Origin of the sequence: Halobacterium salinarum DSM 3754 (assembly GCF_008124605.1) — an archaeon.
Taxonomy (GTDB): Archaea; Halobacteriota; Halobacteria; order Halobacteriales; family Halobacteriaceae; genus Halobacterium; species Halobacterium salinarum.
The window spans coordinates 419,173-433,468 of sequence record NZ_VRYN01000001.1; the positions used below are offsets into that span (position 1 = coordinate 419,173).

Below are 14,296 nucleotides of genomic sequence, written 5' to 3' on the forward strand. Positions count from 1 at the left end.
GCAGCCGTGCGCGGCTACCTGACGGACGCCTCGACGGCCACTCCGTCGCGGCGCTCGTAGCGGTTCGCGTCGGTGAGCGCGAACACCCGCAGTTCGACGACCAACCGGCCGGCGTCGAGTGTCGCCCGCAACACCGGGCCGCGGCCCGTCACGACGACGTACGGCGGTGCTGCCACCGGCTCCGCTGGCAGCTCGCCGCCGGCCGCCGACACGGCCGCGGCAAGCACCCCGGGCAGCGAAGCAAGCACGCCGCGGTCGGTGAGCCGCGACTCCAGGGCCGCGCCGAGTCGGGGGCCACTGGACGCGGCGGCTGCGTCGACGGCGTCCGCAGCGGCCCCGACGGCCGCGAGCACGTCGGCGTGAGCGGTGCACACGTGCTCGCGGGCAGCGCTGGCGTCAAGTGCCATGACGCATCGTCCCAGCGCCCGCGACAAGAGGGTTCCGGCGTGGGCGACCGCCACAGCCACAGCTATCGGGGGTCAGTCGGCGCTCGGCAGAACCGGGCGCGTGAAGGATGCGCTGGCCGGGAATTGAACCCGGGCTATGAGCTTGGGAAGCTCATGTCCTACCACTAGACCACCAGCGCGCGCCGCGCTCGAACAGCGGTGATCCATCGTTGACTGTGGTGGCACTTCAACGTAGCGTTTGGCGGACGCCGGCGTGTGGACGAGTGACTAGCCGCGGGGATTTTACTGCTCGGGCCAAACCTAGAGACGATGAGCGCCCCAGACACCGTTTCGCCACTCGACCTGCGGTTCTCCGCGGCCGAGCTCGCCGAGCGCCGCGACCGCATCCAGTCGTTCATCCGAGACACCGTCGCGGCGGCGGGCGCCGAGCGCTGCGTGCTCGGGCTGTCCGGCGGCATCGACTCGACGACCGTTGCACACCTCACCGTCGACGAACTCGGTGCCGACGCCCTCCACGGGCTCGTGATGCCGGGCGCGGTGTCCCGCGACCAGAACATGAGCGACGCCGAGCGGGTCGCCGAAGACCTCGGCATCGAGTACGACGTCGTGGAGATCGATCCGTTCGTGACCCAGCTGACCGACGTGTTCCCGGACGCGGCCGGCGACGAAGTCGCGGTCGGGAACGCGCGAGCGCGGACGCGCGCCGTGATCAACTACTTCGTCGCGAACCACGGCGACGGTGTCGTACTCGGGACGGGCAACCGCGCGGAGGCGATGACCGGCTACTACACCAAGTACGGCGACCAGGCCGTGGACTGCAACCCCATCGGGAACCTCTACAAGATGCAGGTGCGACAGCTCGCCCGCGACCTGGGCGTGCCCGAGGACCTCGTGACGAAAGCCCCGACCGCGGAGCTGTGGGCCGACCAGACCGACGCAGGGGAGCTCGGCGTTGACTACGACACCATCGACGCCGTGCTCGCGGTGCACGTCGACGGCGGCCTCCCAGCGAGCGCGACGGCCACCCACCTCGACATCGACCCGTCAGTGGTCGAGACCGTCCGGGACCTCTACGGGGCCAGCAAACACAAGCGCGCGATGCCGCCGGCCCCCTAACGCGGCTCCGCGTGGAGTCGGCCGAACGCCGCGGCCTCCCGTTCGTCGGTCGCCGCTTGGCTGCCGTTCTGGCCCAGCAGTGCCTGCAGCTCTCGCAGCGCGTCGGGGTCGTTGGCGGCGATCTCGTCGGCGACCGCGCGCGGGTCCTCGACGATCCGGGACACCAACCCCATCGCACGGGCGTCGGCGGCGTCGACGGTGCGCCCGGACAGCGAGAGGTCGGCGGCGTGCGTGGTGCCGACCGCCTGCCGGAGGCGTCGCGTGCCGCCCCACGCGCCGAACAGCCCGAGCGTCACGCCGGTCTCGGCGAACGACGCGGCCGGCGTGCAGACGCGCACGTCGCAGGCGAGCGCGAGCTCCACACCGCCCCCGCGGGCTGGACCGTCGACCCCCGCGACAACCACGGCGTCGGCGTCCGCGATGGCGTTCATGGTTCGCTGGCCGCGGCGGGCGAACGCCGCCCCCGTGTCGCCGTCGAGGTCCGCGACGACATCGAGGTCCGAGCCCGCGCAGAACGCCGTGCCGGCTCCATGCAGGTAGACCACCGGCTGGGAGGCCGCGGTCACTGCGTCGGCCAGCGCCGTCACCCCCTGGCGCGTGAGCGCGTTCCTGGCGTCGGGCCGGTCGAGTGTGATCTCGCGGACGGCGTCGCCGTCGGTGATCGAGAGCATGCCAATACGTGGTAGTACTTTCCAAAGGTCTTTGCCGTTCGCTCCGCTAGGCGGGTGTGATGGAGGAGGCCGAACAGGCACGTGCAGCCGCCAGAGAGGCCATTACTGACGTTACGCCGGACGGGCTCCAAACAGTCATCGACGACCACGTGGTGTCGTCGTCGATGCTTCCCGGGGTGTTGACGCTGCTGAGCGCGCGTGTCGTCGACGGCGCTGTCGACGAGCACGCCATCGCCCAGCGCGCGGCCGGCGTGCAGCTCATCTACGACGGCCTCCGGGTGACGCGAGGCCTCGTGAGCGCGGAGCCGTGGACGGCGGCCGACGCACCCGACGACCCCGGCGACGACCTCGACATTCTCGCCGCGGACGTGCTGGTCGCCCGGGGCTTCCGGCTGCTGGCGCGCACGGAGGCCGCCGACCAGGCGGTCGAAACAGTGCGGGCGTTCGGCCGCGAGCAGACCGACAGGCACGCCGACCGCGCGCCCACCGACCGCTGCCTGGAGGCCAACGTCTTCGAGTTGGCGGCCATCGCGGGCGGGTCCGCGACGGGCAGCGACCCGCCGGTGGCGCTCCGGCAGTATCTCGTCGGCCTCGCGGACAACCACGGCGAGCCGCTGCCGGCGGCCGCGGACGCGCTCCCCGAGCGCGTCGCGGAGATCATGGCGCGCGTCGGCTCCGTGCAGTCCGACGATCGTGTCGGCACGCCGCCAGGTATCGAGCGCTGAATCGAAACGCATAAAGTCACTTCCGGACCTTCAATCGTAATGCGTGCCTGGGTAGCTTAGCGGTAAAGCGCGTCCTTGGTAAGGACGAGACCCCGGATTCAAATTCCGGCCTAGGCTTTTCCTGCGGGCGACGAAGCGAGTGCGTAGCCGTGGCTCTGGACCCACCGGCTCCGGGGACGACGTGCAGGTCTGGGACCTCGTGAGGTGACACGCCGTCGTTGAACGCTCAAGTGTGGGGCTGACGTACCCCCGGATATGGACGCCGAAACTGTCGAAGCCTACAACGGGAACACGGTGGAGATCGCGCCCCAGCGGCCCCTGGAGTCCGGCGGCGCGCGCGTCGAGGTGACCGACGCGGACGGCACCGAGTGGGAGCTGGACGTCGAGCGCGACGGCAGCTACGAGGTGGTGGCGTCCTGGAACGCGGACGGCGACCTCGCGGACGTGGCGGTGCCGGCGTACGTCGAGGATCTGCTGTCGCGGCTCGGCTAGAAGAGGCGCGCGAACTCGTCGCCCAGCGCGTCGGTGGACGTGCCGGCGGCGTCGAGTGCCGCGTCGGCGGCCTCCGACAGCGTGGCTTTGCGCTCGCGGAGGCGCTGGTATTCGTCGTTGTCCGCGAGCGCGCGCTCCGAGAGCTGGGCTTCCAGGGTGGCGAGTTTCTGCGTGACGCGGTAGAGTTCGTCGATGGAGTCGTCGTACTGGTTGAGCGTGCGCAGGCGCGCAACCACGTCGTGGAGGGTGTCGCCGTCGACGGGCTTCTGGATGTACTCGTCGAAGGGCATCTCGACGATGTCGAAGTCGGGGTCGATGCCGGTCACCATCGCCACGCGGATGTCCAGGGCGCGCTCGCGGAGCGCGGCGAGCACTTCGTCGCCGGTCATGGTGGGCATCTGGCGGTCCAGCAGCGCGACCGAAACGTCGTCGTCGGCGGCCTCCAGTGCGGCCGCTCCGCTGGTGGCTGTGCGGACCTCGTAGTCGTCTTCGAGCCAGAGCGCGAAGGCTTCGGCGACGCGTGGTTCGTCGTCGACAACGAGGACGACGGGCTCGGTCGAGCGCATCTCGGACTGGTCGGGGTGTGTCTCGGTCATTGTGTGTGGATCGTGAATCGCGCGCCGCCGCTGTCGCTGGTGGTTGCGTCGATCGTCCAGCCGTGTGCGGTGGCGATGTCGCGGACGATGCTGAGGCCGAAGCCGGTGCCGTCGGTGTCGGTCGTGTATCCGTAGTCGAACAGCTGTGCGGTGTCGGTGTCACCGAAGCCGTCGCCGTCGTCGGCGACGAAGAACCCGCCGCTGTCAGCGCCGGTGAGCGCGCCGACCGTGACCGTGACGTCGTCGCCGCCGTGTGCGACGGCGTTCCCGAAGAGGTTCTCGAAGAGCGTGCGCAGGCGCTCGGGGTCGGCGTTGAGCGTCGGCAGATCCGGGGCCGTCGACAGTGACGCGGTGGGTGCGCCGGCCGTCGACCACGCGTCGGCGGCGACCGACGCGACGGGGACGGGCTCGGTTTCGCCGACCGTCTGGCCGTGTTTCGCGAGCGTGAGCACGTCCGCGATGAGCGCGTCCATGCGGTCGAGGGCGGCGGTGAGATCCGTCAGCGCGTCGTCGTCGCCGGCCTTTGCGAGTGCGACCGTGGCGCGGGCGGTCTGGAGTGGGTCCCGGAGGTCGTGGGAGACGATGCTGGCGAACCGTTCGAGCTGTTCGTTCTGCCGTTCGCGTTCGGCTTCGCGCGTGGCGCGTTCGAGTGCGGCTTGGGTGTTCGCGGCGAGCAGTTCGATGAGGCGGCTGGTGTGGTCGTCGAACGCCACGTCGTCGGTGTCCCCGACGAGGAGGACGCCGTGCTCGCCGAGCGGGGCGGCGTACTCGGCGATCATGGGGCCGTCGGGGTCGTGGACGGGGGTGGTGGCGTCCGCGTCGGCGTGGTAGACCGCCGAGTCGTTGGTCTCGAAGGCATGCCAGGCGAGCGAGCCCGCTGAGAGGGCGGGTGGGTCCGCGAACAGCGCCGCCGCGGCGTCGCTTTGCGCGACCGGTCGGAGCACGCCGGTGGCGTCGTCACACCGGTACAGGGACGCCACCGGGAAGCCGATGATGTCGACGGCGGCTCCGACCACGTGGTCGCCGATGGCACCGGGGGTGCGGGCCTGCATGAGGGTGTGCGTGATGTCTTGGAGCGATTCGAGCGTGGCTGCGTAGGCTTTCTGGCGGGAGACGTCGCGCATGATCCCGGAGAAGGCGCGGACCCCGTTGTGGACGTGTTCTTCGAACGTGATGGACAGCTGGATCTCGTGGCCGTCGGCATGCTGGCCGGGCATTTCGATGGCGTTCCAGTCGAGTCGGCGATCCCCCGTTTCGAGGTAGTGGTCGACGGCGTCGAAGTGGGCGTCGTGGAACCGCGGTGGCATGATGGTCGTGAGCGAGTCCCCGATCAGGTCGTCGGGGCGGTAGCCGAGGACGCGGTGGACGCCCTGGTTGGCGTACCGGATGGTGCTGTCGTCGTCGATGGTGACGATCGCGTCCGAGCCGTGTTCGACCAGCGAGCGAAAAAACCCGGCGTCGTCGACGAGCGCGTCGAGACCGGTATCAGTGTCGGCGGACGGCCCGGGGGCGGCCATGGGTGGAGTGGGTGCTGGATGGTTGTAAAGTTACGGACAGCGGTGCGTGTCGATGCAGTCGTCGCCAAAAGCGGGAGTGGGAGAGTGTTGGACGCGCGGGGGGAGGGAGGGGGTCGCGCGTCCGCTTGAATCCTACACTGCGACCCCCCATAAATCCACGTCAGACAGACGACAGCCCAGAGTCTGAAATACGCGAGATACGGGAAGACAGCCGCGTGAGAACGTCAGCAATCGGACTGGAAATACGAATAAATGTAACTAAACGTACGTCTTGGTGGGCGATCGTAATGTACAGCCACACCGGCGGCTAAACTGGCCACAACATGCATACAGCCGAACCCCCGACGCGGTGTATGCATCGTCGCAGCTTCATCGGGGGAGTGAGCGCTGCCGGGCTGGGCATCCTGGGGGGATGTTCGGCTGCGGTGGGGACCGTCGCGCCGCCGGACGTGTCGAGCGACGCCTTGGACGCGGGCGGCTGGGAGCGTGCCGACCGCAGCGAAGAGACCGTGTTCTCGGAGTCGTACGGCCCGGTCGAGGTGGCGGGGAAGGCGGTCACGCTGACGTACCGGAACGCCGAACTCGCGGCCGCCGTCGCCGAGGACACCGGTGGGCGGGTCGACGCCACGCTCGGCGTCTTCACCGCATCACACATCAACTTCGACCCGCCACTGAACGACTTGCCGGGGAACGTCGGCCGCGCGGAAGTCCTCGACAAAACCACGGCACAGGCCCGCAGCCAGTTCCGCCGGCGCATGCGCGACCGCGGCGTGACGAACATCACCGAGACCGGCGTGGAGACGCTGACGACCGCAACCGGTCAAGAGCCGGCGATGGCGACGTTCCAGGGCGACTACCGGGTCGGTGACATCGAGTACGAGACCGGCGGCGACACCGTCACCATCGACGCCGGAGGCATCGCGGTTGCTGGGGACCTCGCGGTGTGGAACGAGGGCGACGACGTCGTCGTTGCCGGGGGCGCGTACCCCGCACAGAACTACACCAAGACGGCGACCCGAGAGCTCTCGGACGCAATCACTATCACCATCGACATCGATCTGGGATTAACGCCCGCCGACTACCGGGCGAACGTGCGACAGCTGATGGCCACAACACAATGACAGCCTGGCAGACCCTCTTCGAGCGCGGCGCCGACGCCGACGTATCGCGCGCTGACATCCACGCGGAACTCGACGCACGCCGTGGCGAGTAACCCCGACCCCGCGGCGGTCGCCGCCGACGCGGACGTGCTCGCCGCGGACGTGTTCGTCGACGGGCACGCGCGCGCCGCGCTGGACGTGGTGCGCGCCCACGACTGGGTGACACTGGTCGCCAGCACGCCCCTCTTGGACGACGCCCAGGCGGTGATCGCGGCCCTGGGTAGTGACGCGCTCGCGGCCGACTGGCGGGACCGCATCGCCGACCGCGTCACCACCGTCGAACACCCTGAGGGCGACCAGCCCGCGCTCGCGGCCGCCATGCGCGGCGGCGCCGCCCACGTGCTCACCCACGACGACGACCTCCAGTCGGCGGCCACCGGCGCGGCGCTCGCCGGCCGCGTCTCCGTGAGCGTGAAATCGCCGCGGGCGTTCGCCCGCCTGTTCGATCCGGCGTCGCTGTACCCGGTGGTCGTGGGCGGCGACTACCCCGGTCCCGACCGCGACCCACGCGCGTAGTCCGCCCGCCCGGCTCAGTCCGCCCGCTCGGCGAGCCAGTCGGCGAACGTCGCGAGCGCGCGCCCGCGATGGCTGAGCGCGTTCTTCCGGTCCGTGGGCATCTCCGCGAACGTCGTCCCGTCGTGTTCGAAGATCGGATCGTAACCGAAGCCGCCGTCGCCCCGCGGCGCAACCATCGTTCCCTGGACGGCCCCGGTGAACGTCTCCACGGTGTCGCCGTCAGTGTACGCCACCACGCACCGGAACGCGGCGTGCCGGTCGTCGAGATCGCTGGCGAGTTCCCACACGCGCTCGATACCGAGCGTGTCCTCGACGTACGCCGAATACGGCCCGGGGAACCCCGACAGACCGCGCACGAACAGCCCCGCGTCGTCGACGATAACCGGGGTGTCGTCGTCGGTCTCCCGGTAGGCCTCTCGGGCGCCGTGCGTGGCGATCGCCGCCAGGTCATCGGACTGGAGTTCCGCGTAATCGTAGTCGAGTTGCTCAACCCGCCGGAGGCCGTCGAGGTAGGACGCGGCTTCCTGTACCTTCCCGCTGTTCGTCGTGACGAACCGGAGCGTAGACATGTACGCCAGCGGTGGGGCTGCGGGGAGAAGATGGCGTCGGTTAGTCGTCGACCACGACTTCGACGGCGTCGTCGACGGCCGACTCGGCGTCCTCACTGGCGGCGTCGCTGCCCTGCTGTTGCCACAGCAGAACGCCCGCGACGCCGAGCACGATCCACGACCGCCAGTTCGCGAGGTTCAACGTGTACCCGATCCCGAACGGCTTCTCGACGAGCATGCCCTCGCCGGGCTGCCAGTACGCCGACAGCATCGCGGAGAGTTTCGGACGCTCGAAGTTGTACGGCACACCGAACAGGCTGCCGCTGGTGGGTTTCTCGACCATACGCCGTCTTCGGCGGCGGCGGACATATCAGTTTGGGAGCGCCCCGGACTACGCCGTCTCGGGGTCGTCCTGGTAACGCCCCCGGCCCTCGACGGCGCGCAGCTGGTCGAGCACGCGCCCGCTGGCGGCGGCCTCCTCGTAGGCGTCCTCGAAGGCCGCAACGAGAGCGTCGGCGTCGGCGGCGGTGCCGACGAGGCTCTGCTCGAAGACGTGGCAGTCCATGGCGTAGTCCTCGACGGCGTCGGTGTAATACCCCAGCCCGAAGTCGATGAGGAACGTGCGCTCGGCGCCGACGCGCACGTTGCGCGTGGTCGGGTCGCCGTGCACGAACCCGCCGTCGTGGATGGTCGCGAGATGCCGGCCGACGGCGCGAACGCGGGCGGGCGAGAGCGCGTCCCGGAGGTCGGCGTCCCCGACGTGCTGGAGCGTGATCGTCGCCGCCGGCACGTCGACGTCGCGGACGAGCGGCGTCGGAACGCCCTGCCGGCGGGCGTCGCTGGTCAGTCTGGCCTCCAGGACGGTGCGGTCTCGGCGCAGGCGGTCGTCGAGGCGGTCGTGACGGTAGGCCTTCGGCGCGCGCTCCTTGATCACGGCGTCGTCGGCGAACGTGACGGTGGCTTCGGCGCCCTGGCGCACGGCGTCGGCCCCCGGGTCGCGTGCCGGCGACTCGGGGTCGCGCCACGTCACCGACACCTCGTCGGGGCGGAACTGGGAGTTGATCGCGGAGTCGGCCACGGGGATCGTCGCCCCGGCGGCCGCCATCTTCGCGCCGAGCACCGCGATCATGCCCGCGTTGTCCCGCAGGAACCGCGGCTCGGGCGCGTGAAACGACGCCCCGCGGGCCGCACACATCGCTTCGAGCATCCCCCGCAGCCGGTCGTTCTGGCCGACGCCGCCGCCCAACACGAGTTCGTCCCGGCCGGTGAGCGCGAGCGCGCGCTCCGCGACCTCGGTCAGCATCGCGAACATGGTCTCCTCCAACCCCCGGCAGACGTCGGCCACCGGCACGCCGTCGTCGACGGCGTCTTTGGCGGCGCTCATGATCCCGGAAAACGAGAAGTCCATGCCCTTCACCACGTAGGGCAACGCGGTGTACTCGCCGTCCCGGGCGTGCGTTTCGACTTTCGGCCCGCCGGGGTGCTGCCAGCCGACGTGGCGCGTGAACTTGTCGATGGCGTTCCCGACGCCGGTGTCCATCGTCTCCCCGAGCACGCGATACCGGCCGTTGCGGTACGCCAACACGTGGGCGTTCGCGCCGCTTGCGTTCAGGCAGACGGGCTGCTGGAACCCAGACTGGTGGCGGCCGATTTCGAGGTGCGCAACCATGTGGTTGACGCCCACGAGGGGTACGTCGAGAGCCTGGGCGAGCGCGCGCGCCGCCGATCCGACGATGCGCAGACACGGCCCCAGGCCCGGCCCGCGGGAGAACGCGACCGCGTCGATGTCGCCGTCGGCCGCCCCGAGCACCGTCTCGATGACTGCGGGGATCGCCTCCCGCATGTGTTCGGCGGCCTCGCGCGGATGAATGCCGCCGCTATCGGGCTGGTACGCGTCGGATTCGATGACGACAGAATCAGCAGCAGCGTCGGCGTCGTACAGCGCCGCGCTCGCACACCACGCTGTCCCTTCGACGCCGAGCACGCGCATCTATACCGTTACTCCCACTCGGTGTACCCGCAGCGCCCACACACCTGGCGGTCGTCGTGGGCCGCGAGGAACGTGTCCCCGCAGCGCGGGCACATCTCCTTGTCCGTCGTGCCGTCGTCGCTGTAGTAGTCACCGCGCGCCATTTTACTCGGCCTCCTCGGCGTCGGCGTCGTCGGCGCCGATCTTGTTCCGTTCGAGCATGTGATCGTGTTCGACCTCGGCGGCCTGGGCCGGCGAGTCGTACACCTTCGCCCGGCCACGCGTCTTCCGCATGCCGAACTTCGTGTCGAGCTCGTGCACGACGACTTCCTCGGAGTCTTTGTCGAGCTTCGCCGCGAGACTGTCGCGCACGGACAGCCGCGACGGAGTGGCGTCGTCGTGCACGATCTTGAACTGGACGTCCGTCCGGTGAAGCAGGGGATTGTCCTCCTGCCCCAGAATCTCGATTTCCATGGTCAGTTAACACGTACTTGCGCGGGAAATCTGTAAAAGCATTTCGAACGCCGCATCAGTCCACGAGTCGCCAGAACGCCGCCGTCGTCTCCAGGCGGTCGGCGCGCTCGCGCATCTCCGCGCGCCCCGCGTCGGTCACGGGCACCCGCACCATTCCCTCGCCGGGCTGGCCGTACACCACGGTGGCGTCGGCGGGCGCCGCCAGCACCGCGGGGACAACAGCGAGGTCCTCCTCGCCGTCGACGGACACCACGGTGGCGTCGGCGTCCGCGATGGCGTCGACGAGCGCGCGCACCAGCGACACCGACACCGTCCCCGGCTCGCTGGCCACGGTGAGATCGGGCTCCGGGATCGCGTCCCGAACGGCGGGCCGAACGGCGTCACGCTCGGTGCGCCCGTCGACGACCGCCACGGCCGGCGTCTGCCCGGCATCGACGAGGTGGTACGTCACCACGTCACCGACCGCAATGATCGGGGGCGTGGCGTCCGCCAGCAGCGCCGCCGCGTCCGTGTACACGGGCCCGATGGGGGATTTGAACGCGTCCCGAGCGTCGGCCGGCAGCGTCGCCGCTGCGTCCGTCTCCGACACCGTCCTCACCGAACCTTCAGCGCGAACTCGCCGGCCTCATGCACTTCCATCTTGTCCGCGATCTCCGAGGTGTCGGGGTGGGTGATCACCACGTAGCCCGCCCAGTCCTCGGTGAGACTGTTCGACGAGCAGTACGGACACATCTCCTCGTCGGGCTCGACGATCCGGTGGCAGTCGTGGCACGCGAGGCGATTCGACGCCATCTACTCGCCCTCGCTTGCCGCGTCGGCCTGCTCGCGGTCGGCCTGCAGCCAGCCGTGCTTTCCGAGGCCGGGCTGTTTCGCTGTCAGGCCGATCTTCGACTCCCGGGGGTTGCGCTCGTCGATGCTCTTCGTGACGATGCGCGCCCGCACCGAATCACCCGTTCCGAGCACCTGATTCGACTCCCGGGACGCCAGCTGCTGGTTCTCCTCGTCGAACGCGAGGTATTCGTCGCTGATCTGGGAGACGTGCAACAGCCCGTCGACCGGGCCGATGCCGACGAACGCCCCGAAGCTGACGACTTCGACGACCTCGCCGTCGACGACCTCCTGCATCTCGGGTTCGAACGTCACCGCGTCGAACTCCGCCTCGTAGTAGACGCCCGGACGGTTCGGCAACACCGCGCCCTCACCGAGGTCGTGGACCTCAGTGACGGTGACGATGCTGCCGACGTCTTCGTCCATGCGTCCTTCGAGTTTGTCCTGTAGTAGCCGCTTCACCAGGTCCGGACCGACAGCCCCGAGATACTCGGGGGGGACCTCTATCGTGTCTTTCAGCCGTGCTCGCTTGTACATCTTCTATGGTCGAGTGATGGTGAGTTGCGTCCGGCCCCGTAAATGAATTACCGGTGTGCCCGCGTCGAGCACGCGCTCTTTCAGGGGGCCGTCGTTCGTCACGACCGCGTCCACGTCCTCACTCACCGCAAGCGCGTGGAGCGCGTCGTCCGCATACGATACGTCTGTCCGGAGCGTGCCACACCGGTCGGTCGCCAGATCCACGCCGACGCTGGCCGCCGACGCCGTCTCTCCCGCGCCCGCCGCGAGCGCCACGAGCTCGTCGTGGACCGCCTGGGGGACAACGGCGTCGTAGTCGCCGAGCAGCCGGTCGAGCTCCTCGAAGAGCCGGAGCGGCTGCGTGGCCGGCAACAACAACGCGTTGGTGTCGATGGCGACCGCCTGCATGCGTCTACTCGGACTCCGTCAGCGTCCCGACGCCGATGAGTCGCCAGCGCGCGCCGACGCGACGGTTGATCGCGATCTTCGCGCCGGCGGGCGCACAGACGGGCCGCTTGAGTGCGACCTCGCACTCGCCGTCGCGCGCGCTCGTCACCGAGCCGACGGTGGTGGCGGTGCCGACCGTGAGCATCAGCGGCTCACCCGTCGAGATGTCGTCGATCTGCTCGCCGTCGGCCGCGCCGACGAGCCGCTCGAGCAGATCCACGTCCATCTCGAAGGACTCCCACGTCGGCGGCAGGCTGCCGGGCGGCCCGGCGACCTGGCCGGCGAGCGCGTCGCCTTTCGTCAGGCTCGGGTCGAGGCCCGTGCCCACGCCCAGGAGGCCACCGGGGCTGGCGCTGTCGACGTCCTCGCCGCCGGCCTGGAGGCTGCGGACGTCCGTGGTGACCGGCCGCCACTCCGTCTTCCCGCCTTCCTCGACCTCGCGGCCGGGCCGGAGTTCGAGTTCGTCGCCGGCTTCCAGTTCGCCGTCCACGAGGCTGCCGCCGATGACACCGCCGAGGAGGCCGCCCCACTCGGTGCCGGGGCGGTTGATGTCGAACGATCGCGCGGCGTACAGCAGGGGATCGGCGCTCGGGTCGCGGTCGGGGGTCGCGATCTCCGTCTGGAGGGCGTCGATAACGAGATCGACGTTGATCTCCTGTTCGGCGGAGACCGGGACGACCGGCGCGTCCTCCGCGACGGTCCCCTCGACGAACGCCTGGATCTCCTCGTAGTTCTGTCGGGCCTCCTCGGCGTCGACGAGGTCGACTTTGTTCTGTGCGATGACGATGTTCTCGATGCCGATGATGTCCAGCGCCATGAGGTGCTCCTCGGTCTGGGGCTGGGGGACCGGCTCGTTGGCACCGACGACGAGCACCGCGCCGTCCATCAGTGCGGCGCCCGACAGCATCGTCGCCATCAGCGTCTCGTGACCGGGGGCGTCAACGAACGAGACTGTGCGCTCGATTTCGGTGGCGGTGTCGTGCTCGGGGCACGTCTCCGCGACCGTGTAACACTCCGGTTCGTCGCAGTCAGGGCACCGACGCAGCGTGGCGTCGGCGTACCCGAGGCGGATGGAGATCCCGCGTTTCATCTCCTCGGAGTGCTGGTCAGTCCACTCACCGCTGAGTGCGCGGACCAGGGTCGTCTTGCCGTGGTCGACGTGGCCGACCAGTCCGATGTTCACCTCCGGTTGACGGTGTTCGTCTGCCATGTTCACAGAGTAATCTTGCGTGAATTTCGCCCCGAGCGACTGATAAACCTACTGTTACGGAGTCGTCGCCGGAACCCCATGGGCAACGGTTTCCCGAACGGGTGCCGTACGCGGGGGTAGCCGTGCGAGAGTACGCCTTCGAACTGCGGCTGTGCGCGCACCTCGAAGCCGACGGAGTGCCCGGCGTGGGGGAGGCGGGCGTCGTCGCCCGGCAACTCGGGACGAGCGTGCACGCCACGGGCGGGCGCATCGTGGACGCCGTCTGCGTGCTGCCGGGGCCGGCGTTCGACGCCCGGATGGCGCTCACCAGCGACACCATCCCGCGTGCGGTGCTCGACGCGCCCGTCCCCGTCGGGACGTACGAACGCGTGACACGGGTGTTCGACGGCCCGCCGGAGCGCGCGCGAGCGGTCGCCGACGCGGGCGCCGAAACCGGGTTTCTGGACGTGACACGCCGGGACGGCCAGCAGGTCGTCCGCCAGCCCACACGCTACCCGGAGTGGATCGGCGGCCTGGTCGGCGTGGAGAACAAACCCGACCTGGAGCGGCCGGGCGGCCTGTCCCGCCAGCTGCGCCACGACGCCAGCCTCGGCGTGCTCGACTACGCCGTGGTGGCGACCGAATCACACGTCACTGGCGCGCACCTGAACCGGCTGCCCGACGCGGTGGGGGTGTGGCGCGTGGATTTCGACCGCGAGCGGCCGATCCGGATCGTCCGGGAGCCCGAGCGCCTCGACGCCGCCGGCCCGGGCCTGGAGGTGCTCGACGAGCACGCGGCGCGCACCGACGTGCGGCCCGTGAGTGGCGCGGCGAAGGCGCGCCAGCGGCGACAGATCGCCGAGCGCGCGCACGGCAAAGGGTGGCGGACGTTCGGCCTGCCGGGCTGCGCCCGTGCGTCGACCGGCGACGGCGGTGTCACGCTGCCGTACTGCGAGCACTTCGATCGAGTGGTCGACCCGGCACGCGAGTGTGGCACCGACTGCCCGGGGTTCGCCGACGCGGATCCGCCGGCGGTCGCCCTCGACGCCGAGCGCGAGCGCCGAACGCGCTGGGAGCGCGACGCCGGTGGCCGCCACCGGCAGGCCGGCCTCGACCAGTTCTGAG

20 protein-coding genes and 2 tRNA genes are annotated in these 14,296 nt (G+C 70.0%); 7 read left to right on the top strand and 15 right to left on the bottom strand.

The window, feature by feature from the left end:
* Positions 1–14: 14 nt before the first annotated feature.
* Together APQ99_RS02245 and APQ99_RS02250 are read right to left on the bottom strand one after the other, a co-directional pair.
* On the bottom strand, positions 15–407 hold the full coding sequence (locus APQ99_RS02245; protein WP_010903493.1) for a hypothetical protein: 393 nt from the start codon (positions 405–407) through the stop codon (positions 15–17).
* 108 nt (positions 408–515) lie between these two features.
* Positions 516–586, bottom strand: a tRNA-Gly gene (locus APQ99_RS02250).
* Between the two features lie 130 nt (positions 587–716).
* On the opposite strand from APQ99_RS02250, the gene APQ99_RS02255 reads away from it, so the two are divergent.
* Positions 717–1,523, top strand: coding sequence for an NAD+ synthase (locus APQ99_RS02255; RefSeq protein WP_010903494.1), 807 nt, complete (start codon positions 717–719; stop codon positions 1,521–1,523).
* Here the strand turns inward: APQ99_RS02255 and APQ99_RS02260 are convergent.
* Positions 1,520–2,194, bottom strand: a complete 675-nt coding sequence (locus APQ99_RS02260) for an enoyl-CoA hydratase/isomerase family protein (protein WP_010903495.1) — start codon at positions 2,192–2,194, stop codon at positions 1,520–1,522. The genes APQ99_RS02255 and APQ99_RS02260 overlap by 4 nt on opposite strands.
* 59 nt (positions 2,195–2,253) lie before the next feature.
* On the opposite strand from APQ99_RS02260, the gene APQ99_RS02265 reads away from it, so the two are divergent.
* The 3 genes from APQ99_RS02265 to APQ99_RS02275 all read left to right on the top strand — a co-directional run bounded on the left by APQ99_RS02265 (position 2,254) and on the right by APQ99_RS02275 (position 3,411).
* Entirely contained in the window at positions 2,254–2,919 is a 666-nt protein-coding gene (locus APQ99_RS02265) for a DUF7114 family protein (protein ID WP_012289417.1), read from the top strand.
* A gap of 45 nt (positions 2,920–2,964) precedes the next feature.
* Positions 2,965–3,036, top strand: a tRNA-Thr gene (locus APQ99_RS02270).
* 138 nt (positions 3,037–3,174) lie between these two features.
* Positions 3,175–3,411, top strand: coding sequence for a hypothetical protein (locus APQ99_RS02275; protein ID WP_010903497.1), 237 nt, complete (start codon positions 3,175–3,177; stop codon positions 3,409–3,411).
* Here APQ99_RS02275 and APQ99_RS02280 read toward each other — a convergent pair.
* Together APQ99_RS02280 and APQ99_RS02285 are read right to left on the bottom strand one after the other, a co-directional pair.
* The gene (locus tag APQ99_RS02280; RefSeq protein ID WP_010903498.1) at positions 3,408–3,977 is read right to left on the bottom strand and encodes a response regulator; all 570 of its coding nucleotides are present in this window, start codon (positions 3,975–3,977) and stop codon (positions 3,408–3,410) included. The genes APQ99_RS02275 and APQ99_RS02280 overlap by 4 nt on opposite strands.
* Before the next feature lie 26 nt (positions 3,978–4,003).
* The gene (locus tag APQ99_RS02285; protein WP_010903499.1) at positions 4,004–5,524 is read right to left on the bottom strand and encodes a sensor histidine kinase; all 1,521 of its coding nucleotides are present in this window, start codon (positions 5,522–5,524) and stop codon (positions 4,004–4,006) included.
* 353 nt (positions 5,525–5,877) lie between these two features.
* Between APQ99_RS02285 and APQ99_RS02290 the strand changes: the two genes are divergently transcribed.
* Together APQ99_RS02290 and APQ99_RS02295 are read left to right on the top strand one after the other, a co-directional pair.
* A complete protein-coding gene (locus tag APQ99_RS02290; protein ID WP_012289418.1) occupies positions 5,878–6,645 on the top strand; it encodes a DUF6517 family protein in 768 nt (255 codons plus the stop codon).
* Positions 6,646–6,726: 81 nt separating this feature from the next.
* A complete protein-coding gene (locus tag APQ99_RS02295) occupies positions 6,727–7,200 on the top strand; it encodes a DUF7384 family protein (RefSeq protein WP_012289420.1) in 474 nt (157 codons plus the stop codon).
* 14 nt (positions 7,201–7,214) lie between these two features.
* Here the strand turns inward: APQ99_RS02295 and rdgB are convergent, their stop codons facing one another.
* From rdgB to APQ99_RS02345, 10 genes are read right to left on the bottom strand one after another with little or no spacing between them, the layout of a single operon-like run.
* Entirely contained in the window at positions 7,215–7,769 is a 555-nt protein-coding gene (gene rdgB / locus APQ99_RS02300; RefSeq protein WP_010903503.1) for an RdgB/HAM1 family non-canonical purine NTP pyrophosphatase, read from the bottom strand.
* A 40-nt stretch (positions 7,770–7,809) separates the two neighbouring features.
* Positions 7,810–8,091, bottom strand: coding sequence for a DUF5808 domain-containing protein (locus APQ99_RS02305; protein WP_010903504.1), 282 nt, complete (start codon positions 8,089–8,091; stop codon positions 7,810–7,812).
* Between the two features lie 48 nt (positions 8,092–8,139).
* Positions 8,140–9,738, bottom strand: coding sequence for a bifunctional N(6)-L-threonylcarbamoyladenine synthase/serine/threonine protein kinase (locus tag APQ99_RS02310; protein WP_010903505.1), 1,599 nt, complete (start codon positions 9,736–9,738; stop codon positions 8,140–8,142).
* 8 nt (positions 9,739–9,746) lie between these two features.
* Positions 9,747–9,881 (bottom strand): 30S ribosomal protein S27ae, encoded by a 135-nt coding sequence (locus APQ99_RS02315; protein WP_010903506.1) that lies wholly within the window; start codon positions 9,879–9,881, stop codon positions 9,747–9,749.
* 1 nt (position 9,882) lies between these two features.
* A complete protein-coding gene (locus APQ99_RS02320) occupies positions 9,883–10,191 on the bottom strand; it encodes a 30S ribosomal protein S24e (protein ID WP_010903507.1) in 309 nt (102 codons plus the stop codon).
* 55 nt (positions 10,192–10,246) lie between these two features.
* On the bottom strand, positions 10,247–10,780 hold the full coding sequence (locus APQ99_RS02325) for a GTP-dependent dephospho-CoA kinase family protein (protein ID WP_012289421.1): 534 nt from the start codon (positions 10,778–10,780) through the stop codon (positions 10,247–10,249).
* Positions 10,781–10,785: 5 nt separating this feature from the next.
* A complete protein-coding gene (spt4, locus tag APQ99_RS02330) occupies positions 10,786–10,983 on the bottom strand; it encodes a transcription elongation factor subunit Spt4 (RefSeq protein WP_010903509.1) in 198 nt (65 codons plus the stop codon).
* Complete coding sequence (locus APQ99_RS02335; protein WP_010903510.1) at positions 10,984–11,556, bottom strand: DNA-directed RNA polymerase; 573 nt, start codon at positions 11,554–11,556, stop codon at positions 10,984–10,986.
* Between the two features lie 3 nt (positions 11,557–11,559).
* Positions 11,560–11,943 (bottom strand): hypothetical protein, encoded by a 384-nt coding sequence (locus tag APQ99_RS02340; protein WP_010903511.1) that lies wholly within the window; start codon positions 11,941–11,943, stop codon positions 11,560–11,562.
* A gap of 4 nt (positions 11,944–11,947) precedes the next feature.
* Positions 11,948–13,192 (bottom strand): translation initiation factor IF-2 subunit gamma, encoded by a 1,245-nt coding sequence (locus APQ99_RS02345; RefSeq protein WP_010903512.1) that lies wholly within the window; start codon positions 13,190–13,192, stop codon positions 11,948–11,950.
* 122 nt (positions 13,193–13,314) lie between these two features.
* Between APQ99_RS02345 and APQ99_RS02350 the strand changes: the two genes are divergently transcribed.
* Positions 13,315–14,295, top strand: coding sequence for a DUF5787 family protein (locus APQ99_RS02350; RefSeq protein ID WP_049892531.1), 981 nt, complete (start codon positions 13,315–13,317; stop codon positions 14,293–14,295).
* Position 14,296 lies beyond the last annotated feature (1 nt).